The organism is Burkholderia sp. BCC1638 (assembly GCF_902833195.1).
Lineage (GTDB): Bacteria > Pseudomonadota > Gammaproteobacteria > Burkholderiales > Burkholderiaceae > Burkholderia > Burkholderia diffusa.
In genome coordinates, this window is record NZ_CADFEC010000024.1 from 69,180 (window position 1) to 89,089 (window position 19,910).

Sequence of the window (19,910 nt, forward strand, 5' to 3'; positions counted from 1 at the left end):
CCGATTGCCGGCGACATGCGAGCCTCTGCAGGTATCGCGCCGGATCGCGCGAAGGCCGGCATCCACGATGTGCGGTGCGGCCGGCGCGCGCCGATGTCAGCGCAGATCCGCGGGCGTGTCGACGTCGCGCAGGATGCCTGGATCGTCGACGCCGAGCAGGTTGACCGGTGCGCTCGCGAACAACGCGCGGGCGCCCGTATCGCCGTCGAGCGCGGCCAGTGCATCGTAATGGTGCGCGGCGAATCCGACCGGATGACCGCGCACGCCGCGATGAACGGGGGCGACGATCGATGCGTCGTCGGCGTCGAGCGCGCGCGTCACCGCTTCGTAGGTGGATGCCGCGATCCAGGGCATGTCGCCGAGCGCGACCAGCCAGCCGGTTGCTTCCGGCGTCGCGCGGACGCCGGCTGCCAGGCTCGCGCCCATGCCACGCATCGCGTCGGGCGCATAGACGACCTGGCAGCCGGCTTCGTTCAGCAGAATCGCGAGTTTTTCCGCGCCGGGACGCACGACGGCGATCACGTCGGCCGTGGCCGCGGCGAGGCGACGCGCGGCCGCGACCGCAACCGGCGTGCCGTCGGGAAGCAGCGCGAGCAGCTTGCTGTGCAGACCGCTTGGGTCGAAGCGTTGACCGAGACCGCCGGCGAGCAGGACGCCGGTGGCGAGTGACGCATAGGACATCGGCGCGGGGGGAGGAAGGCAGGTGGCCCGATTGTGCGGGAGCGGGCGGGGATCGGCAAGTGCGGATGTTACCGATGCGGGGGCGTTGTCGTCGGAAAGAATGTCGGCGGGGGCGTTCGTTGCGGAAGGTTCCCTCGACGAGCCGTCATATCGCGGGTGATTCAACTTGCATCACGGCACAATGGCGCTCGCCGGACGACTCATGCCAACCATTCCGACGGTAATCGATGAAACCGTCGCCGGTGAATGCGGTGCAAGGCGCGTCGTCCGTCGTCGGCGATTTCGTTAGATGAATGCTGGCGCGCGGGGAGCGGGGCGATGGCCCGTGCACTTGCGCATGGCGCGTGCATAGCGGGCGTGATCGCCGCGACTACGCGTCCGCCCACTTCCTCAACAGGTTGTGATAAATCCCCGTCAGTGAAATGACCATCGGATCCTTCGCGCCTTTTTCCGCCGACAACGCCTGAATCTGCGTATCGAGCTGAAACAGCAACGTGCGATCGCCGTCGTCGCGCACCATGCTCTGGATCCAGAAGAACGACGCGACACGCTCGCCGCGCGTCACGGGCGTCACCCGATGCAGGCTCGACGCCGGATACAGCACGAGATCGCCCGCCGGCAGCTTCGCGCGATGCACGCCGTACGTATCTTCCACGCACAGCTCGCCGCCGTCGTACGCGTGCGGTTCCTCGAGAAACAACGTCGCCGACAGGTCGCTACGCACGCGAAAATCCGTGCCGCGCAGCAGCCGGATCGCGTTGTCGACATGCGTACCGAACGCCTCGCCGCCTTCGTAGCGATTGAACAGCGGCGGAAACACCTTCAGCGGCAGCGCCGCCGAAAAGAACAGCGGATGTCGGGCCAGCGCATCCTGGATGGCATCGCCGACCGCGCGCGCGACCGGCGAACCTTCCGGCAACTGCCGGTTGCGTTTCGCGAGCGCCGACTGCGTGCCGGACGTCGCGTTGCCGTCGACCCAGTCGGCGGCATCGAGCATCTCGCGGCATTGCGCGACCTGTGCCTGGGTCAGCACGCCGGGGATATGAAGCATCATGATTCGGATTCCATGCCATGAGACGGCAATTGCAGCGCCGCCGCGCGCAACGCGTCGAGCGGCGACGACGCGAGATACGCGCGCATCTTCGCGACGAACGCGGGGGTGGCGGTGGCCGGCACGCGCGCCAACCAGACGAGGGCTTCGTCGACGCGCCCGCGATCGGCGAGCAGCCGTGCGTAGTTGAACTGGCCGCGAAAATCGCCGGCCTCGGCGGCGCGGCGATAGTGGTCGAACGCGGCGTCGACATCGACGGCCACGACCCAGCCGTCCTCGTAGAAGCCGCCGATCAGGTTGATCGATTTCGCATGGCCGAGCGCGGCGGCGCGGCGAAACCAGTCGAGCGCGGCGGCGCGATCCTCGGCGACGCCGTTGCCGAGCGCGAGCGCCGTCGCAAGGTTGTACATGCCCCAGTCGAGGCCGGCCTGCGCGGCGAGCCGGTACCAGTACACGGCCACCGGCGCGCAGGCGGCCGTCCCCCAGCCGAACTCGTAGCAGCGGCCGAGCATGTTCATCGCCATCGGGTGACCGGCCCGCGCCGCATGCCGGAACCAGCCGAATGCAGCGGCCGGATCGCGCGCGACGCCGTGCCCGTCGAGCAGGTACTGGCCGTAGACGGCCTGCGCGTCGACGATCCCGTTGTCGGCAGCCGCCGCGACCCACGCGACGGCGCGCTCGGGCGGGCCGGCCAGGATGTCGGCGAACGCGCGCGGCGACACCGACGCGAGCGCCTTCAGCGAGACGGTTTCCATCGATCAGTAGCGCGCGTTCAGCGTGACGAACGCCGAGCGGCCCGGCGCGATCGACGCGTAGTGCGCCGGATACGCCTGATCGAAGTACGTGCGGTTGAACAGGTTGTTCACGTTCAGCTGCAGGTCGAGCTTCTTGTTGATCCGGTATTGCGCCATCGCGTCGAAGCGCCAGTACGACGGCACCGCACGCAGGTTCGCGGGATCGCCGAACACTTCCGACATGTAGAACGCGCCGCCGCCGACGGTGAATTTCGGCGTCACGTCGTAGTTCGACCACATCGTCAGGCTGTGCTTCGGCGTATTGGGGAACCGGTGGCCGTTGTTCGCGGCATCCTTGCCGTTGTCGCGCAGCTCGCTCTTCATGTACGTGTAGCCGCCGAACACCTGCCACTGCTTCGTGATCTGCCCGGCGACACCGAGTTCGAGGCCCTGCACGCGCTTGTTGCCGACCATCGCGTACTGGTTGTTCGGCAGCGTCACGCGTGCATTCGTCGTGTCGATCTGGAACAGCGCGGCGGTCAGCGATAGCTTGTCGTTCAGCACGTTCCACTTCGTGCCGAGTTCGATGCTGCGGTTCTTCTCGGGGGCCATCTGATCGGCATTCGGGCCGACGCCGCCGCGGCCCGGCGTGAGCGACTGCGATTCGCTGCCTTCGCCGAGCAGCATGCCGGCCGGCGTCGACGACGTCGCATACGACGCGTAGATGCTGCCGTTCTGCGCGGGCTTGAACACGAGGCCGGCCTGCCAGTTGAAGAGCGTGTCGTCGCGCGTGTAGGTCTTGCTGCCGTTGGCCTTGGTGTCGGTGAAGCGGGTCGAATAGTCGTCGACGCGCACGCCGGCGTTCACTTGCCAGCGCGGCGTGAGCTCGATCGTGTCGAAGCCGTAGATCGACTTGGTCGTGGTGCGCGCATGCGCATAGTCGTTGTTGCGCGTGACGGAACCGGCCCACGGATCGTTCGGGTTCGGTGACCACAGGCTCGTGCAGTTGTAGCCGGACGGCGCGCCGATGCCTTGCTGGCAGATGGTGCCCTTGTCGGTCGCGACCGTGTACGAATCGCGCTTGCCCCATTCGCGCGACAGCTCGATGCCGGTCGAGAAGCTGTGCTTGAACGGGCCGGTGCGGAATTCGCCGAACAGTTCGGTCAGGTTCGCGAGGCTGTTGACCGAGCTGTTGCGGTTGTTGTTGCGGCGCCAGACCTTGCCGTTGACCACGTTGCCCTGGCTGTCGTCGGGCTGCGTCCAGATGTAGTCCTGGGTCGACTCCGTGTAGCGCGTGGTGTTGCGCACCGTCAGATTCGGCGTGATGTCGTGCTCGATCTTGATCGTGCTGATGTCCGACGTGGTCTTGCGGAAGTCGCGGTCGATCAGGCCGTAGAAATTGTGGCGGTCGACGGGCGCCGGATAGATCGTGTCGACGTTCGCAGGCTTGTTCGACGTCGTGTAGAAGTACGGAATGCCGCCGTCGGGCATGTCGTCGGTCGACAGGTGGTAGTAGCTCGCGGTCACGCGCGTCGGCGTGCCGAGACCGAACGCGATCGACGGCGCGACGCCCCAGCGCTCGTTGTTGACGGCGTCGCGGCCCGCGACGTCGTTGTTGTGGCTCATCAGGTTCAGGCGGAACGCCGCGTGGTCGGCGAACTGCCAGTTGCCGTCGGCGGTGAAGCGGCGGTAGCGATCGGTGCCGAGGCCGGCGCTCGCGGCCGCCGTCGTGCCGAGGTGCGGCGCTTTCGTGATCAGGTTGATGCTGCCGCCCGCGCCGCCGCGGCCGCCGTATGCGCCGTCGGAGCCCTTGGTGATCTCGACGCGCTCGGTGTTGAAGATCTCGCGCGTGGTCGCGCCCGTGTCGCGCATCCCGTCGACGAACATGCTGCCTTGCGTGTCGTAGCCGCGGATGAACGGACGATCGCCGAGCGGGTTGCCGCCTTCGCCGGCGCCGAACGTGATGCCCGGCACGGTGCGCAACGCCTCGGTCAGCGTTGCCGCGCCGCTGCTCTGGATCAGCTCCTGCGGGATCACGGTCACGGACTTCGGCGTGTCGACGAGCGGCGCGGTGAATTTCGTGGAGGCGGAAAAGTCGGCCTTGTAGCTGTGCTCGGCCTTGCCCTGGACCTCGATCGGCGCCAGATGGCCTTCGGTGCTGACCGGTGCGGGCGGCGGCGTGCCGTCGGCGAACGCAGGGCTCGCGGCGAGCACGCTGCACAGGGTGGTGAATTTGCCGAGCTTCAGCTCTTCAGGACGGGACTTCATGATGCGCTTCGACCTCGCAGTGTGGCCCCTGGAACGACGCGCTACGGAAATGTGCACGCCGCCGGGAATTATTACGATTTGTTTTCAGGCGGCATTCTATGTAATTTTTCTTTAAATGAGAAGCGTTCTTGTTCGCATTTGTGATGAGAATGTTGACGAATGTTGCAGAGGGCTTGAACGCTTGCGGGGAGGGGCAGGATGGCCGAATGGCCGAGTGTGATGGGCGTGGCGGACCGATTACAGTGGTCGCATCTTCGTTCGTTCAGAGTAACAACAGGGTGTCGTGGCCACACACGACGTCGCGCCGTTCGAAGCGGCGGGCCTGCGCGTGATCGATCCATGGGGCAGCTGACGCGGGGCCGGCCGCGCCCGCATCATCCGCATCGAAAATGAAAAACGCGCCGTAGAAGACGGCGCGTTGCGTGTGTTACGTCCGCGGGTCAATCGATCCCGTGAAACACCGCATCCTCCGGCCCGAGGTACGCCGGCGGGCGCCATGTGGCGTCGCGCATCGAATGTTGAACCAGATTCTCGACGCCGAGCAGCACCGCGAAGATCGCCATCCGGACCGGAATGCCGTTGTCGGTCTGCCGGAAGATCGCGAGGCGCGGATCGCGGTTCAGGTCGACCGACAGGTCGTTCGCGCCGGGCCGGCTGTCGCGCGGCAGCGGGTGCATGATCAGCGTGTCGGGCTTGCAGACGGAGTCGACGAGCGCCTGGTTGATCTGGAAATCCGGCGTGTAGCCTTCGAACGACTCGTCGGTGAAGCGCTCCTTCTGGATCCGCGTCGCATAGACGACATCCGCGCCGCGCAGCCCGGCCGCGAGGTCGTTCGTCTGCTCGATCACGTGGCCGTTCGTCGCGATCTGTTCGATGATGTATGCGGGCATTTCGAGCGTCGGCGGCGACACGAGCGTGAACTTGAGCCCGCGGTACAGCGCGAGCAGCTTGACGAGCGAGTGCACGGTGCGGCCGTATTTCAGGTCGCCGACGAGCGCGATATGCGCGCCGTCGACGATTTTGCCGAGGCGCGAGAACTCGCGCTGGATCGTATAGAGATCGAGGAGCGCCTGGCTCGGGTGCTCGCCCGGGCCGTCGCCGCCGTTGATCACCGGCAGGTTGGTCGCACGCGCGAACTCCGCAACCGAGCCTTTCTCCGGGTGGCGGATCACGAGCGCGTCGACATAGCCGGCCATCACGCGGCTCGTGTCGTAGATCGATTCGCCCTTGGCCATCGACGAGAACGTGAAGCCGGTCGTGTCGCACACCGAGCCGCCGAGCCGGCAGAAAGCCGCGCCGAACGACACGCGGGTGCGCGTGCTGGCCTCGAAGAACAGGTTGCCGAGCACCGCGCCTTCGAGCACGCGCGAGATCTTGTGGCGGCGCGCGATCGGCTGCATCACGTCGGCGACGCGGAACAGCGCCTCGACCGAATCCCGTGAAAACTGGTCCACGGAAATCAGTTGCGGCTTGCCTTCGAACAGGAATTGCTTCGCGAGCCCCTGTTTTTCTACGCTTTGCGTATAGTCTCCGCCATCCGGTGCCGGGCGTTCGACGATTTCCGACACGAAGCGCTCGACGATCTCGGGCATGCCGCGCGATTCCTGCGAGTCGTCGGGCAACAGCCACGTGTCCAGCGCACGACGGCTTACGCCGATGCGGTTCGCGAACGCTTCGCGGGTCATGTTGAGGCGGCGCATCGCGTCGCGCAGGAAGGCTTGTTGGGGAACGGTCATCGGCGGCACCTGATGAGAAATATACGCGGTGCGTATATTAGTTCGAGGCCCGCCGAAGTCAAGGAAAATCTGCGCGACGGCCCGTGTGGCCTGGGTTACGCCCGGCCCGGCGAACACTGGCGCGCGGCGGCCGTCTCCGTATAATCAGGTCAGGCCCCGTGTCCTGCGAGCCGCAGGGCGCCACGCCGCATACGATTCGCCCGGTCGGGCATGTTGACTCGAAGGAGAATGAGAATGACGCGTACGATTGCTGCAGTGCTGCTGGTGGTGACCGCCGCGCTCGCCGGTTGCAATACCGTTGCAGGCATGGGGCAGGACATTTCGAAGGGTGGTCAGGCAATTAGCGATACGGCCGAGAAGGCCAAGTAAGCCACCGGATTCCGGAATGCAGAAGGCGCCGGGCCGTCCCGCGATCGCGCGGCGGCCCGGCGCCTTTTTCATGGCGCGCGGTCGACAGCGTCAGGCGCTTTCCACGAACGCGTAACGGCCCTCGACCTTGCGCGGCGTGAACCAGCCGAAGTCCGGGAACAGCCGGTTGCGGACGAACCAGACGTAGCCGACCAGGATGACCGTCACCCCGAGGGTCGGCAGCGCGGCCGACGGATCGCGGCCGAGATCGGCGATGGTCCTCGGCACTTGCAGCAGCGACAGAACGATGAACGCGTGATACGCGCCAACGCGATGAGTCGCGAAGCCCCAGATGAACAGCAGCGACAGCGGCACCGTCAACGCGAGGAACAGCACCGCGGCGCCGATGCTGAGCCCGTCCACCAGGAGCAGATAGGCGAGTGCGAGGCTGATCAGCAACTGCGCGATGCCGAGCGCGATCAGGATCCGGGTATGCACCTTGTTCTTTCGGCACAGTTCGGGGTCGGGGCGCGACGCGATCAGGCGCGCGAGCACGCGATCCTTGAGGCCCTGTCCGGCGAGCTCGGCGAGCACGTCGGCTTTCCTCGCGCCCGCGGACAGCAGCGCCGCGATTCTTGTTTTGGCTTCCTTCTTGTTCATGGCAATGCGAATTATTGTTCGATGGTGGTCAAATGGCCCGGCCACGCGAATATTGCATCTTGCGCGACGGTACGCAACGATTTTGCCGTGTGCGGACACATTCCTACAGTCGTCGTCGATGGCGCGCGGTGACGGCCATCGATCGACGAACAGGTTAGCCATCGAGACAACCGGCTGACGCGATGCGTGCCGGCGGCTCGCGCCGCCGCGTCGCACCCACCAGCATTCCCGCGACGACGAGCGCGATGCCGAGCAATCGCGTGCCGCCGAGCGTCTCGCCAAACAGTGCGACCGCGAACAGCACGGCCGAGACCGGCGCGACCGCCGTGAACAGCGCGGCTTCGGTGCCGCTCGTGCGAGCCGAACCCGCGTACCAGCACAGATAGCCGAGCACGGTCGGCACCAGCGCGTAGTACGCGATCGCCGATACCGCGCCGATGTTCCAGCCGGTCGCGAGCGCGTGCCATTCGAACGCGGCCGGCACCAGCGCGAGCACGAAGCCGAGGCCCGACATCGCCGTCGACAGCACGAGCGGCGGCAACGGCGCCGACAGCCGCCGGTTGAGCAGGATGAACACGGCCTCGCAAGCGACGGCGGCCAGCACCAGCGCGTCGCCGGCGAGCGTCCGGAGCGACGGCATGGCCTGGCCGGGCGCGAACGTGACGAACAGCACGCCGGCGGTGGCCAGCGCGGCCGCGCCCCAGTCGCACGGCGTCTGCCGTTCGCGCAGCACGACCGCCGCGATCAGCGTCGACATCGCCGGCAGCGTGCCGAGCATCACGCCTGCATCGACGGGCGACGACAGCTTCGTGCCGCTGATCAGCAGCACCGTATAGCCGACACCGCCCGCCGCAGCCTGCACGACGAGCAGCACGGCGTCGCGTGCGGAGACCCGCGGCCATCGCATTCGCTGCGCTCGCATCAGCCCGAACAGCAGCGGGGTTGCGATCAGGAAGCGCAGCGCGGTGGCCGTGAACGGCGGCAGGCCGCCGGCCGCGAGGCGACTCGCGATGACGGTGCTGCCGACGCCGGCCATTGCGGCGGCGAGATAGAGATAGCCAATCAGTCGTGTCTTCATGTGCCGCATCGTCGCGTGCGGCGGCGCGGGCGTCTTGAACGAAATTGCAGCGGAAATTGCAGCGGCGTCGGTGAGCGGGGCGGGTGAGCGGGAACGGCGATGTATCCGGCGCCTCCGGTTGACCGGTAGCGCCGTCATCCGGAGCCGTTGCTGCCGGGCGGCGAAGATCGACATCGCCGCGCACCGGGTGGTCACGCCGCGAGGCGAGGTCCGTCAGCCTGCCTGCGTGAATCGTCCCGGCGTGATCCCAAACTGGCGTGCGAACGCGCGTGTCAGGTGGCTCTGGTCGGCAAAACCGGCTTCGGCCGCGGCATCCGCGATCGGCCGGCCGCTGGCGAGCAGTGCGCGCGCGAGCCGCGTGCGCGACTGCATCAGATACGCGTGCGGCGTGATGCCGAGTTCGCGCGCGAATCCGCGCAGCAGCTGGAAGCGGCTCACGCCGCTCAGGCCGGCGAGTTCCGCCAGCGAAACGGGTGCGGCGGGCGCCGCATCGAGTCGCTCGCGAGCGACGCGGATCGCCGGTGCGACGCCGGCGGGCGGCAGCGCGCGGTTCGAGTGCCGCGCAAGCAGCCCGGCGACCAGCGTGACGAGTGCCTCGTCGCGGGCGAGCGGCAGCGTGTCTCCTGCGACGAGCCGTGCATGCAGCCGGCCGAACGCGGCCGCGAGCCGCGCGTCACGCACTGCCGGGTGCGCGAGCTCGACACCGCCGAGGCCTTCTTCCGCCGCGACGCCCGCGACCAGTGCAGGCGCGAGGTACAGCATCCGCCAACGCCGGCCCGTGCCCGTTTCGATCGGCATGCCGTCGTGCATTTCGCCCGGATTGACCATGATCGCGTCACCGGCCAGCGCATCGACCTGCCCGCGGCCGCTCCAGGACCGGTGCGCGCCGCTGACGATCACGCCTACCCCGAATTCGTCGTGCGCGTGCCGCGGAAACGTGCGGTCGGACTCGAGGCTGATCGCCTCGATGCCTTCATCGGTGCGTCGGTAATGGGTGACACGGTGCATGGGCGCTCCTCGCGCCGGCAGCGGCGCGGATCACGTGCACTTTAGCGCGTTCCGGCGCCGCGTGCCCTTCATCCTTTTGGCCGATACCGCGCGGCGCGCGCAGCCCGCACCATGTGCACATGAGCAGCGTACACGGCCCGCCGGGCCTGAAGCTGCGCGGGAGACGGCAGGTGGAACGACAGGACCCGGTATTCATTCAGGTTGGCGCGCTCGCGGACGGCTTCGCGCCGGACGCGAACGTCCTCGCGCCCGTGGACGAGCTCGTCGGGCGATCGCTGGCCCTCGGCGACGCATCGGGCGCATGGCGCGTCTATACGTTCGAGGCGGGCGCGCTGCAATGGCGCGACGCGGCGACCGACGCGGGCGGCCGTGCGCCGTGCCGTGTCACGCGGCTGCGCGACGACTTGTACTTCGTCGATTACATCGACCCGGCAGCGCGCGCGACGTCGGTCAGTCTCGTGATCGACGTCGTCGGCGGCGTGTGGACGTCGGTGATCGGCACGCTGCCGACCGAAGCCGACACGCAGGTCGACGCGTTCACGCGCGTCGCGCGCGGACTGCCGCTGACGGGCGTCGATGCGACATTCAGGCACGGCACGCTCGGCGGCCATGCGCGGCCGGGCCCGCTGCACGGGCCCACGCGCGAATTGGTCGGCAAGCGCACGATGTATCGCTACAGCCCGACCGAATGCTACGAGCACATCTACCTGAACGAGAACTTCTACGCATGGCAGTGTCTGCAGGGCGTCGAAGGCGGGCTGGCCGACGTGGACCGCTGCCATTACTTCAGGCTCGCCGAGCAGTTGTATCTGTTCGTATGGCGCGAGAAGGTGGTGCCGACGCTCGGCGTCGTGCTGATCGACCTCGCGCAACGCAAGACGGACGGCAAGATCTTCGGCTACCAGGGCGGCGATTTCGGCACGCTGTCGAACTTCCCGATCGGCGCGCATGCGCAGGTGCTGAACGAAACCGTGTATCCGCTCGCCGGCGAGGCGCAACGATGAATGCCGTGCCAGGCAGCGGCCGCCTGCGTGCGGATTTCAGTGGCCGTGTCGTGCTCGTCACGGGCGCGGCGCAGGGAATCGGCGCGGCGATCGCGCGCCGTTTCGCGCAATCCGGTGCGTTCGTCGCGCTCGCCGATCTCAACGGCGATGCCGCTGCCGCGCAGGCGGACGCGCTTGCCAGCGCGGGCGGCGCTGCGTGCGCGTATCGCGTCGACGCCGCGAGCCGCGACGAACTCGTCGCGCTGGTCGACGCGGTCGAGCGCGACGGCGGCCGGATCGACGTCGTCGTTCACAACGCCGCGTATTTCCCGCTGACTCCGTTCGAGCGGATCGATGCGCCGATGCTCGAACGCACGCTGTCGGTCAACCTGTCGGCGCTGTTCTGGCTTGCACAGGCCGCGCTGCCGGCATTCGAGCGTGTGGGGGCGGGGCGGCTGCTCGTCACGTCGTCGGTGACCGGGCCGCGCGTCGCCTATCCGGGGCTCGCGCACTACGCGGCGTCGAAGGCAGGCGTGAACGGCTTCATTCGCGCGGCGGCGCTCGAACTCGCGCGCCGCAACGTGACGGTCAACGGCGTCGAGCCGGGGATGATCCGCACGCCGGCGGCCGGCAATCTCGGCGATGCGTCGGTCGCCGCGCAGATCGCGCGCGACATTCCGCTCGCGCGAATGGGCGAGCCGGAGGACATCGCGAACGCGATGCTGTTTCTCGCGTCGGCCGATGCGGCGTACATCACCGGGCAGACGATCGTCGTCGACGGCGGGGCGACGTTGCCGGAAAGCGGGGCCGTGCTGGGTGACGGCTAAGAGGGCGCGTGCGCGATCGTGCGATCAGGGCCGTCGAGTGGGCCGGCGGGGGCCTCGCCGACGCGTCGCGCGCATCGTTGTGCTTACAGCCAACCGTTGTGAATGAACTCGACGATCGAGTACCGGCGAGGTTCGAGCTCGTGCTGCCGGACGGCCTCGACGATCCGCGACACGCCATCCGCGTAAGGCGACGCGCCGTATACGCGGGATTCGAATTGCAGGCTGCATGCGCCGTCCTCGATGCGGATCCGGTGGAACGCATGGCGGCCGAGTTGGTCGTCGGGAATCTGCAATGCGTCGCGCTGCTCGGCGGGGTCCCGCACGGAGTGGATGTCCTGCGCGGGAACGCCGAGCGACTGGCCGATGCCGACCGCGGTGCCGGGCACGGACGTCTTGCTGGCCTGGTGCGATTCCGTCACGCTGATGTGGCAGTCGCGAAACAGATGCCCGCTGGTTTCCAGCATGCTCATGAACTTGAGCATCAGGATGTTCGTATTCGGACAGAGCACGACGGGGAAGTCGTGCGATCCGGTTTCGAGGTCTGAGCCGGTGGACAGCTCGACGAGCGGCGACCCCGTTGCGCGGCAGAATTCGATCGCGGCAGGCAGCTCGCGGCCGGAGCCGGCGTGAACGACGATCGAACGGACGTCGCCGCGTGCGGGGTCCGACCAGGCCATCACGCGACAGGTTGCCGGGTCGAGCCGGTGTGAGCCGAGCAGTTCGGTTGCCAGCTTGCCGGTGCCAACGACGAGTACTTGCATGGGATAGACGGGTTGAGGTTCGGGGTTCGGTACGCAAATGGCGCGATCACGGTGCAACGCGCATCGTGCGGCGCGCCGTGATCGCGCATTATGCCCGGCCACGCCGTCACGCGTGGCGCGCACCTGCACGGCCGCGGCGGATCGACAGATCGACTTCGTCGTCGGCGACGCCTGTGCGTCGTGCGCATGGAGGCGTGAACGGCGCTACGCTGTCGAAACGCCGGCCGGGCACGCCCGTGTCGCGGCCGGCATTGCACCGAACCGCGTATCATCCAACCCCCTTCGACTCAGGAGAGCACATCGATGGAACACGACCTGAAAGGCAAGGCAGTCGCGATCACCGGCGGATTCGGCCATCTCGGCGTCGCAACCGCCGCCTGGCTCGGCCGGCACGGCGCTCGCGTCGCGCTGATCGGCCGTGGCACGGCGCCGGACGCGCAGGCGTTGCCCGGCGTGCCGGCCGATGCGCTGCGCCTCGGCGGCATCGATCTCGTCGATCCGCAGGCGGCTGCGCGCGCGCTTGACACCGTGAATCGCGAATTCGGCCGGGTCGACGCGCTGCTGAACATTGCAGGCGCGTTCGTGTGGCAGACGATCGCCGATGGCGACGCGGCCATGTGGGACCGCATGTACGAATTGAACGTGAAGACGGCGCTGAATGCGTCGAAGGCCGCGCTGCCGTATCTGGTGGCGAGCCCGGCAGGCCGCATCGTCAACATCGGCGCGGGCGCGGCGTTCAAGGCAGGCGCGGGAATGGGCGCGTATGCGGCCGCGAAGGCGGGCGTCGCGCGACTCACCGAGGCGCTGGCGGCGGAACTGCTCGATCGCGGCGTGACCGTGAATGCGCTGTTGCCGAGCATCATCGACACACCGCCGAACCGCGCGGACATGCCCGACGCGGATTTCACGCGCTGGGTCCGGCCCGAACAGATCGCCGCGACGATCGGGTTCCTGCTGTCGACTGACGCGCAGGCGATCACCGGTGCATCGATTCCCGTGAGCGGTCGCGTGGCGTAGCGGATGGCGGACGGTCGCACTCGCGTATGACGTCAGGGCATGCGAAATCGCGCACGCGGCGGTTGCGCGATCGTCGCGATTTCGATCAGCGGGTGGCGCGGCTGCATACGGTCGGCATGCCTGCATGCAACGGACCATCACCGTATACTGAACGTTCGACATCATGTGACTGAAGCCGTGACCAAGCCTGCCTCCGCGGAAACGCTCGCCGACGATCCGCGTCCCACCCCGCCCGAACAACCCGAACTGGAAGACTGCTGCAACAGCGGCTGCTCGCCGTGCGTTTTCGACCTGTACGACGAAGCGCTGGCGCGCTATCGCGTCGAGCTGGCCGAATGGGAAGCGCGGCACGCGCAACCCAGGCACCCCAAGTGAGCTCGATGCCGGCAAGCGATCGCGCATGCCCCGATTCGCTGCCGGCGATGTGTCGTCCGACCCGCGTCGTCACGCGCCGGCCCGCGCCCGGCGATGCATCGGCCCCAGCGCGGCCGACAACGCGACGCACACGAGCAGCACGACCGTCAGCGCCCACATCGCCGTCCTGAACCCCTGCACGTAGTCGAGCGCGCCCGGCTGCGCGCCGAGCCGCGCGAAGAACAGCCCGCCGAGTGTCGCCGCCCCGACGGCCGCGCCGATCTGCAGCATCGTGCTGACCATGCCCGACGCGACCCCGGCGCGCGCCGCGTCGACTTCCGCGAGCACGATCCGCACGACCGACGGCAGCACGAGGCCTTGCCCGATGCCGATCGCCGCGATGCCCGCGTAAAAGCCCGGGCCGGGCGCGTGGTCGCCGGCCAGTGCGGCGGCGGTCGCGACGCCGGCCGCGAGCATCGCGAAGCCGAGCGTGAGCACGCGATGGCCGCCGAACCGGTCGACGAGGCGCGGCATCAGCAGCGGGCTCGCGAGGAAGCCGATGCCGAGCGGCAGGATCGCCAGCCCCGACGCGAGCGGCGACCAGTCGAAGCAGCCCTGCAGATAGATCCCGTAGCTCAGGAAGAACGCGCTCAGCATGTAGAACAGGAACGCGAGCGTGAGCCCGAGCGCGACGACCGGATTGCGCAGCAGGCGCACGTCGAGCAGCGCATCGCGGCCGCCGGCGAGCCGGCGCGCTTCGACCGCCAGTAGCGCGCCGAGCATCGGCAGCGCTCCGGCGATGCACGCGACCATCCACAGCGGCCAGCCTGCCTCGCGTCCGTGCGTGAGCGGATAGACGAGCATCAGCAGGGACAGCGACAGCAGCACCGTGCCTGGCACGTCGATACGCTGGCCGCGCGGCGGCCGGCTTTCCGGGATGAAGCGCCAGCTGCCGAGCAGCGCGAGGATGCCGATCGGCACGTTGACCAGGAAGATCGCGCGCCAGCCGAGCCCGAACGGATGCAGGCTGATCAATGCGCCGCCGCCCAGCTGGCCGATCACGGCCGCGAGGCCGAACACGAAACCGTAGAAACCCATCACGCGCACCTGCTCCTGCGGGCTGAACACGCTGCGGATCGTCGCGAGCACCTGCGGCGCGAGGATCGCGGCGAACAGGCCCTGCAGCACGCGGCCGCCGACCAGCACCGCGCCGCTGCCGGCGAGCCCGCACAGCGTCGATGCGACGACGAAGCCGGCCATCCCGATCATGAACATCCGCTTGCGGCCGTACAGGTCGCCCAGACGCCCGCCGGTGATCTGCACGACCGCGTTCGCGCACGCGTAGGCCGACACGACGAGCTGCAGCTCGGACGGTCGTGCGCCGATGCCGTCGCGGATGGCCGGCAGCGCGAGATTCACGATGAAGTAGTCGAGCGGCGGCAGAATGGCGCCGACCAGCAGGACCACGAGCGCCCAGCCGTGATGGCTGCGCGGCGCCGCCGCGGCAGCCGTGCCGGCCGGCGCGCAAGGGGCGAGGGTGTTGTCGGTCATGAACGGAAGTCCGGAAGAATGAGGGCCGCACCGTAGGTCGAAACCCGTTGAACCGACATTCTGCGGATTGCCGACGAATCGGAAAAGCGGGAATTAGTGGTAGCATCCATCGGGTTATTCGATGGATGGAGAAGGCGATGCGCGGTTTCGATCTGGATCAGTTGCGCACTTTCGCGGCGGTGGCGGATGCGGGCAGCCTTACGGCGGCCGCGCCGTTGCTGCATCTGTCACAGTCGACGGTGAGCGAGCAAGTGCGCAAGCTCGAATCGCGCGCCGGCGTGCCGCTGTTCGTGCGCAGCAAGCGCGGCGTGGAGCCGACGCCGGCCGGCACACGTTTGCTGCAGCATGCGCGCCGCATCGTCGCGCTGAACGAGGCCGCGTTCGACGAAGTCCGCGGACAGGCGATCAAGGGCGAGTTGCGCGTCGCGATCACCGATTACTACCGGACGCATGAAGTCGCGGGCCTGCTCGCGCGGTTGCGGGAGTGCTACCCGCAACTGAGCCTGCACGTGAGCGCGATGAAGAGCGCGGAGATCGAAGCCGCGCATGCGCGCGGACAGATCGATCTGGGCGTCGTGATGAACCTGTCGAGCGGGCCGTTCCGGCCCGCGTCGGCCGATACGCGCTGGGTGCTGCGGCGCGAGCCGCTGTCGTGGGTCGCGTCGCCCGCGCTCGCCGAGCAGTTGCCCGAGCCGTTGCCGCTCGTGCTGCTGCCGGACGACTGCATGATGCATCAGATCGCCGTGCGCTCGCTCGACGAGCAGCACGCGCCGTATGTGCTCGTGCACAGCGCGTCGGGTGTCGCGGGGCTGCAGTCGATGCTGGCGGCGGGGCTCGGCGTCGGCTGCCTGTGCGCATCGGCGATCGGCGAGGGTCTCGTGCGGCTCGGCGCGAAACACCGGCTGCCGGCGCTGCCCGACGCCGTGTTCTCGCTGACGCCGCCGATGCCGGGCGAACGCGAGACGGTCACGCAGGCGCGCGAGGTGCTGTCGCGGCAATTGCTGATGTGACGCAGGCATGCGCGTCGGCGCAGAGGCACGTATTCGACGCGAGTCGGTACCGATGAAAATATCGGGAGATTTCGGGATCATCGTTCGAGCGGCTCGGGCTGGTCTATTTCGACGATTTCTTCATCGTCGAGGAAACGTATCCCGGTTGGTGCGAGGTGGAAGCTTTCCGAACGTTGCGTAGCAGGGGGCGAGACGCATGAACGACGAACTGAAAAGCGAGATGGCCGCGCGGCTGCAGCACGCGCTGGAGCGGGTGGTCGACGAGCGCTCGCTGATCCACTTCCTGCGCGTGCTCGGCCACGACTGGCAAAAGGAGCGCCAGCTCGACGCCGACGTGCCGCCGTCGCCGTTCGCGGCCGCCGCGCTCGGCTGGGAAAACCGCTCGATCGGCGAGTACCTGGAGGCGATGGTCGACTGGGCCGAGGTGTCCGAGGACGGGCTGCGCTGCTACGACCTGCCCGACAACCCGTGGCGGCGCATGGCCGACATCCTGTTCGCCGGCAAGATCTACGAATAGCGCGTCGCGTCGCGGCGATGCGCGGGCGCGGCGGGCTGGAACGGCCTAGTCGGCCGTCCCTTCGGCATATGCGCGCAGCCCGTTCGCCAATGCATCGAACACGGCCCGGCAACGCGGGCTCGCCCGCAGATCCTCGTGCATGACCACCCAGGTTTCCAGTTTCATCGCGGGCCCGTCCGGCAGCACGCGCACGAGCCGCGCATCGCGCTGCGCGAGCCGGTTCTGGCAGAAGCCGATCCCGTAGCCGGCGCGAATCATCGCGAGCTGCGCGAGATTGCTGTCGGTGCGCAGCGCGAACGCATCGCGCTTCCACAGCGGCATCCCGCGTCCCGCCGAACGGATGAACGGCGTCACCGTATCGAAACCGATCAGCGCGTGATGCGCGAGTTCGTTCGTCGACGACGGTGTCCCGTTGCGCGCCAGGTAGTCGTCGCGGGCATGCAGCGCGACGTCGATCTCGCCGATGCGCCGTGCGACGAGCGCTTCCTGCGCGGGCGGCGCCATCCGCACCGCGATGTCGGCCTCGCGTTTCAGTACGTCCTGGATGCGGTCGGTCGGCACCAGTTCGATGACGAGCCCCGGATGGTCGCGCCGCAACTGCGCAAGCATCGGCGGCAGCACCTCGACCGCGATCACGTCGCTGGCCGAGATCCGCACGGTGCCGCGCACGCCCGCGCCGTGACTCGCGGCCGCGCGCTCGAACGCGGCCGCCGCGCTGCGCAACGCCTCGGCATGGCCGCGCAGCGCGAGCGCCGCCTCGGTCGGCAGCAGCCCCGACGGCGAGCGCGTGAACAGCGTCTGGCCGAACGCGGCCTCCAGCGCCGCGACGTGACGGCCGGCCGTTGGCTGCGTGATGCCGAGCGCGCGCGCCGCGCCCGACAGCGAGCCTTCCGTCAGCACGGCGAGGAAGGTGCGGTAGCGTTCCCAGTTCAGATCGATGGTCATACATAAATGTATATCTGATCGATTGGGTTCGGCAATTCCTTGTTAGGCGGCTCCGCGCCAGAATGCGTGCAGACAACGGTTCATTCACGGAGAACGGCCATGACGGCAAACGCAGGCGGAACGCAACGACAGGCACTCGTGCTCGGCGCGAGCGGAGGCATCGGCGGCGAGGTCGCGCGTCAGTTGCGCGATGCCGGCTGGCAGGTGCGCGCGCTCAAGCGCGGGCTCGACGCCGGGACGGTGGAGCGCGACGGGATCGCATGGATGCGTGGCGACGCGTTCGACCGCGACGCGGTGGTCCGCGCGGCGCGCGGCTGCAGCGTGATCGTGCATGCGGTGAACCCACCCGGCTACCGGAACTGGTCGACGCAGGTGTTGCCGATGCTCGACAACACGATCGCGGCGGCGACGGTGGCGCAGGCGACCGTCGTGCTGCCGGGGACGATCTACAACTACGGCCCCGACGCGTTTCCCGAGTTGCGCGAAGACGCGCCGCAGCATCCGGTGACGCGCAAGGGCGCGATCCGCGTCGAGATGGAGCGGCGGTTGCAGGCGGCGACCGCGCAGGGCGTCCGGACGATCATCGTGCGGGCCGGCGATTTCTTCGGGGCGCATGCGGGCAACAACTGGTTCGGGCAGGGGCTCGTCAAGGCCGGGCGGCCCGTCGCGGCCATCAGCGTGCCGGGCCGCCCGGGCGTCGGCCATCAATGGGCGTACCTGCCGGACGTCGCGCGCACGATGATCGAGCTGCTCGAGCGACGCGACACGCTGGAGCCGTTCGCGCGCTTCCATTTCGGCGGGCACTGGGACGCGGACGGCACGCAGATGGCGCAGGCCGTGCGCCGCGTCGCGCAGCGGCACGGGATGCGGCCGACGGTGCGGCGCTTCCCGTGGTGGCTCGTGTGGGCCGCGGCGCCGTTCGTCACGACGATGCGCGAGATGCTCGAGATGCGCTATCTGTGGCGCGAGCCGCTCCGGATGGACAACGCGCGGGTGACGGCGGTGCTGGGCCGCGAGCCGGTGACGCCGCTCGATACCGCGGTGGAGACGGCGCTCGCGGGGCTGGGCTGCTTGCGATGACGGCGGGCCCCCGCATGCGGTTCATCCGCTCGATCGCATGCGCACCGGCCACCTTGCATCCTGCGACGACCGGCACTACCTCGACCGCATACCGGTGCCGAAGACTGCGCCCGCGCACCGGATCGAGGCGCCACGCATCGCGGCCGAGCGGTTTCGCGCATAGCTGCCGGACACCGCGACGTGCGGGGACGAAGGCGGTCGTCCGAATGCCGGAAGGCACGCGCGCTCGACGTTGCGCGGCGTTCGCAACGCGGTGTCACGTGGGCTGCGTGTCTCCCGGCGTCACGGCGTGTCGAACGCGAGCGTCGGCACATCGACGACCATCGCGCCGCCATCCGCGACGAGCGTCGCGCCGGTCACGAACGACGCGTCGGACGACGCCAGGAACGCGCACACGGCAGCGATTTCGTCCGGATCGGCCGCGCGCCGCAGCGGCACGTCGGCACTGACGCGCGCATAGGCGCCGTCGAGTGTGTCGCCGTGAGCGGACATCAGCGGTGCCATTTCCGCGTCGGCCATCGGCGTGCGGACCCAGCCCGGGCACACCGCATTCGCGCGCACGCCGTGCGGCCCGTAGTCGCGTGCGAGCGAACGCGCGAGCCCGAGCAGCGCATGCTTGCCGACCGTGTAGCCGCATACGCCGGGCCCGGCCGCCAGCGCGGCGATCGACGCGACCAGCACGATGCTGCCGCGCCGCGCGATCAGATCGGGCAGGCACGCGCGTGCGCTGACGAACGCGGTGTCGAGATTCGCATGCAGCGCGTCGCGCCATTGCGCGTCGTCGGTTTCGTCCGCGCGGCCGAGACCGTGGCCGCCCGCGCATGCGACGAGCGCATCGACGGAGCCGAACCGTGCGGCGATCTCGGGCAGGAAGCGGGCCCAGTCGGCCGTGCTCGCGGCGTCGCCGGCGAGCGCGAGGCCGCCCGTCTCGGCGGCGAGCGCGTCGAGCAGCGCGCGACGCCGCCCGATCAGCACGACGCGATCGCCGCGGGCGGCGAAGCGGCGCGCGCACGCGGCGCCGATGCCGGTACCTGCGCCGGTGATGGCGATCGTGCGGGGTTGCGGGTGCGTCATGGCGTTCTCCGGAAGGTGTCGTTTCCGGTCACTTTAGGCGGCACCGACGCACGCCGGTATCCGCCGAAAGGATGAACGCGCGCCGGGGCGACCGGCCGGATCAGTACTTTCCAAAACCAAAAGGAGCCTGGCGGGAGCGGAGTACTTGGAGCTGGATGGTCGTTAAAGGAAGCTGCATTTTAGGGTACGGGGAGTCTCGGTTGCGAAGGGGAAGCCGTGAAGGGCGT

The 19,910-nt window shown here is 68.6% G+C and carries 20 protein-coding genes; 8 read left to right on the plus strand and 12 right to left on the minus strand.

What is annotated here, in order from left to right; genetic code table 11:
- Positions 1-96: 96 nt before the first annotated feature.
- The 5 genes from HWX22_RS23955 to HWX22_RS23975 all read right to left on the minus strand — a co-directional run bounded on the left by HWX22_RS23955 (position 97) and on the right by HWX22_RS23975 (position 6,470).
- Positions 97-681 carry a nucleotidyltransferase family protein gene (locus tag HWX22_RS23955; protein WP_059526676.1) on the minus strand — a complete coding sequence of 195 codons (585 nt, stop codon included), beginning with the start codon at positions 679-681 and terminating at the stop codon, positions 97-99.
- 370 nt (positions 682-1,051) lie between these two features.
- Positions 1,052-1,735, minus strand: a complete 684-nt coding sequence (locus HWX22_RS23960; protein ID WP_175916530.1) for a Fe2+-dependent dioxygenase — start codon at positions 1,733-1,735, stop codon at positions 1,052-1,054.
- A complete protein-coding gene (locus HWX22_RS23965; protein ID WP_175916531.1) occupies positions 1,732-2,487 on the minus strand; it encodes a tetratricopeptide repeat protein in 756 nt (251 codons plus the stop codon). The genes HWX22_RS23960 and HWX22_RS23965 overlap by 4 nt, the downstream gene beginning before the upstream one ends.
- A 3-nt stretch (positions 2,488-2,490) precedes the next feature.
- Positions 2,491-4,734, minus strand: a complete 2,244-nt coding sequence (locus tag HWX22_RS23970; protein ID WP_175916532.1) for a TonB-dependent siderophore receptor — start codon at positions 4,732-4,734, stop codon at positions 2,491-2,493.
- A gap of 440 nt (positions 4,735-5,174) precedes the next feature.
- Positions 5,175-6,470 carry an aspartate carbamoyltransferase gene (locus HWX22_RS23975; protein WP_059819392.1) on the minus strand — a complete coding sequence of 432 codons (1,296 nt, stop codon included), beginning with the start codon at positions 6,468-6,470 and terminating at the stop codon, positions 5,175-5,177.
- Positions 6,471-6,704: 234 nt separating this feature from the next.
- On the opposite strand from HWX22_RS23975, the gene HWX22_RS23980 reads away from it, so the two are divergent.
- Entirely contained in the window at positions 6,705-6,839 is a 135-nt protein-coding gene (locus HWX22_RS23980; RefSeq protein WP_059449563.1) for an entericidin A/B family lipoprotein, read from the plus strand.
- Between the two features lie 90 nt (positions 6,840-6,929).
- Here HWX22_RS23980 and HWX22_RS23985 read toward each other — a convergent pair whose 3' ends face one another.
- The 3 genes from HWX22_RS23985 to HWX22_RS23995 all read right to left on the minus strand — a co-directional run bounded on the left by HWX22_RS23985 (position 6,930) and on the right by HWX22_RS23995 (position 9,564).
- Positions 6,930-7,478 (minus strand): hypothetical protein, encoded by a 549-nt coding sequence (locus HWX22_RS23985; protein WP_059819391.1) that lies wholly within the window; start codon positions 7,476-7,478, stop codon positions 6,930-6,932.
- A 154-nt stretch (positions 7,479-7,632) separates the two neighbouring features.
- Positions 7,633-8,556 (minus strand): DMT family transporter, encoded by a 924-nt coding sequence (locus tag HWX22_RS23990; RefSeq protein WP_175916533.1) that lies wholly within the window; start codon positions 8,554-8,556, stop codon positions 7,633-7,635.
- Between the two features lie 213 nt (positions 8,557-8,769).
- A complete protein-coding gene (locus HWX22_RS23995) occupies positions 8,770-9,564 on the minus strand; it encodes an AraC family transcriptional regulator (protein WP_175911566.1) in 795 nt (264 codons plus the stop codon).
- Positions 9,565-9,734: 170 nt separating this feature from the next.
- On the opposite strand from HWX22_RS23995, the gene HWX22_RS24000 reads away from it, so the two are divergent.
- Both HWX22_RS24000 and HWX22_RS24005 read left to right on the plus strand, forming a co-directional pair.
- Positions 9,735-10,568, plus strand: coding sequence for a molybdenum cofactor biosynthesis F family protein (locus HWX22_RS24000; protein ID WP_175916534.1), 834 nt, complete (start codon positions 9,735-9,737; stop codon positions 10,566-10,568).
- Positions 10,565-11,374 carry an SDR family oxidoreductase gene (locus HWX22_RS24005; RefSeq protein WP_175911562.1) on the plus strand — a complete coding sequence of 270 codons (810 nt, stop codon included), beginning with the start codon at positions 10,565-10,567 and terminating at the stop codon, positions 11,372-11,374. Before HWX22_RS24000 ends, HWX22_RS24005 begins: the two co-directional genes overlap by 4 nt.
- Before the next feature lie 83 nt (positions 11,375-11,457).
- Here the strand turns inward: HWX22_RS24005 and HWX22_RS24010 are convergent, their stop codons facing one another.
- Entirely contained in the window at positions 11,458-12,135 is a 678-nt protein-coding gene (locus HWX22_RS24010; protein WP_175916542.1) for a dihydrodipicolinate reductase C-terminal domain-containing protein, read from the minus strand.
- 303 nt (positions 12,136-12,438) lie between these two features.
- On the opposite strand from HWX22_RS24010, the gene HWX22_RS24015 reads away from it, so the two are divergent.
- Positions 12,439-13,152, plus strand: coding sequence for an SDR family NAD(P)-dependent oxidoreductase (locus tag HWX22_RS24015; RefSeq protein WP_175916535.1), 714 nt, complete (start codon positions 12,439-12,441; stop codon positions 13,150-13,152).
- 177 nt (positions 13,153-13,329) lie between these two features.
- A complete protein-coding gene (locus HWX22_RS24020; RefSeq protein WP_059819387.1) occupies positions 13,330-13,527 on the plus strand; it encodes an oxidoreductase-like domain-containing protein in 198 nt (65 codons plus the stop codon).
- 69 nt (positions 13,528-13,596) lie between these two features.
- On the opposite strand, the gene HWX22_RS24025 is transcribed toward HWX22_RS24020, so the two are convergent.
- A complete protein-coding gene (locus tag HWX22_RS24025) occupies positions 13,597-15,057 on the minus strand; it encodes an MFS transporter (protein WP_175916536.1) in 1,461 nt (486 codons plus the stop codon).
- Between the two features lie 137 nt (positions 15,058-15,194).
- Between HWX22_RS24025 and HWX22_RS24030 the strand changes: the two genes are divergently transcribed.
- Together HWX22_RS24030 and HWX22_RS24035 are read left to right on the plus strand one after the other, a co-directional pair.
- On the plus strand, positions 15,195-16,067 hold the full coding sequence (locus HWX22_RS24030) for a LysR family transcriptional regulator (protein ID WP_175916537.1): 873 nt from the start codon (positions 15,195-15,197) through the stop codon (positions 16,065-16,067).
- Between the two features lie 196 nt (positions 16,068-16,263).
- Positions 16,264-16,584 (plus strand): hypothetical protein, encoded by a 321-nt coding sequence (locus tag HWX22_RS24035; RefSeq protein WP_175916538.1) that lies wholly within the window; start codon positions 16,264-16,266, stop codon positions 16,582-16,584.
- Between the two features lie 45 nt (positions 16,585-16,629).
- Here HWX22_RS24035 and HWX22_RS24040 read toward each other — a convergent pair whose 3' ends face one another.
- Positions 16,630-17,529, minus strand: a complete 900-nt coding sequence (locus HWX22_RS24040) for a LysR family transcriptional regulator (protein WP_175916539.1) — start codon at positions 17,527-17,529, stop codon at positions 16,630-16,632.
- A gap of 99 nt (positions 17,530-17,628) precedes the next feature.
- Here HWX22_RS24040 and HWX22_RS24045 point away from each other — a divergent pair, with 99 nt between their 5' ends.
- A complete protein-coding gene (locus HWX22_RS24045; RefSeq protein WP_175916540.1) occupies positions 17,629-18,609 on the plus strand; it encodes an NAD-dependent epimerase/dehydratase family protein in 981 nt (326 codons plus the stop codon).
- Between the two features lie 282 nt (positions 18,610-18,891).
- Here HWX22_RS24045 and HWX22_RS24050 read toward each other — a convergent pair whose 3' ends face one another.
- On the minus strand, positions 18,892-19,683 hold the full coding sequence (locus HWX22_RS24050) for an SDR family oxidoreductase (protein ID WP_175916541.1): 792 nt from the start codon (positions 19,681-19,683) through the stop codon (positions 18,892-18,894).
- Positions 19,684-19,910: the final 227 nt, after the last annotated feature.

Coding starts and splice junctions, on each gene's coding strand:
- HWX22_RS23955 (WP_059526676.1), bottom strand. CDS start 681: ATGTCCTATGCGTCACTCGCCACCGGCGTCCTGCTCGCCGGCGGTCTC.
- HWX22_RS23960 (WP_175916530.1), bottom strand. CDS start 1,735: ATGATGCTTCATATCCCCGGCGTGCTGACCCAGGCACAGGTCGCGCAA.
- HWX22_RS23965 (WP_175916531.1), bottom strand. CDS start 2,487: ATGGAAACCGTCTCGCTGAAGGCGCTCGCGTCGGTGTCGCCGCGCGCG.
- HWX22_RS23970 (WP_175916532.1), bottom strand. CDS start 4,734: ATGAAGTCCCGTCCTGAAGAGCTGAAGCTCGGCAAATTCACCACCCTG.
- HWX22_RS23975 (WP_059819392.1), bottom strand. CDS start 6,470: ATGACCGTTCCCCAACAAGCCTTCCTGCGCGACGCGATGCGCCGCCTC.
- HWX22_RS23980 (WP_059449563.1), top strand. CDS start 6,705: ATGACGCGTACGATTGCTGCAGTGCTGCTGGTGGTGACCGCCGCGCTC.
- HWX22_RS23985 (WP_059819391.1), bottom strand. CDS start 7,478: ATGAACAAGAAGGAAGCCAAAACAAGAATCGCGGCGCTGCTGTCCGCG.
- HWX22_RS23990 (WP_175916533.1), bottom strand. CDS start 8,556: ATGAAGACACGACTGATTGGCTATCTCTATCTCGCCGCCGCAATGGCC.
- HWX22_RS23995 (WP_175911566.1), bottom strand. CDS start 9,564: ATGCACCGTGTCACCCATTACCGACGCACCGATGAAGGCATCGAGGCG.
- HWX22_RS24005 (WP_175911562.1), top strand. CDS start 10,565: ATGAATGCCGTGCCAGGCAGCGGCCGCCTGCGTGCGGATTTCAGTGGC.
- HWX22_RS24010 (WP_175916542.1), bottom strand. CDS start 12,135: ATGCAAGTACTCGTCGTTGGCACCGGCAAGCTGGCAACCGAACTGCTC.
- HWX22_RS24015 (WP_175916535.1), top strand. CDS start 12,439: ATGGAACACGACCTGAAAGGCAAGGCAGTCGCGATCACCGGCGGATTC.
- HWX22_RS24025 (WP_175916536.1), bottom strand. CDS start 15,057: ATGACCGACAACACCCTCGCCCCTTGCGCGCCGGCCGGCACGGCTGCC.
- HWX22_RS24030 (WP_175916537.1), top strand. CDS start 15,195: ATGCGCGGTTTCGATCTGGATCAGTTGCGCACTTTCGCGGCGGTGGCG.
- HWX22_RS24035 (WP_175916538.1), top strand. CDS start 16,264: ATGAACGACGAACTGAAAAGCGAGATGGCCGCGCGGCTGCAGCACGCG.
- HWX22_RS24040 (WP_175916539.1), bottom strand. CDS start 17,529: ATGACCATCGATCTGAACTGGGAACGCTACCGCACCTTCCTCGCCGTG.
- HWX22_RS24045 (WP_175916540.1), top strand. CDS start 17,629: ATGACGGCAAACGCAGGCGGAACGCAACGACAGGCACTCGTGCTCGGC.
- HWX22_RS24050 (WP_175916541.1), bottom strand. CDS start 19,683: ATGACGCACCCGCAACCCCGCACGATCGCCATCACCGGCGCAGGTACC.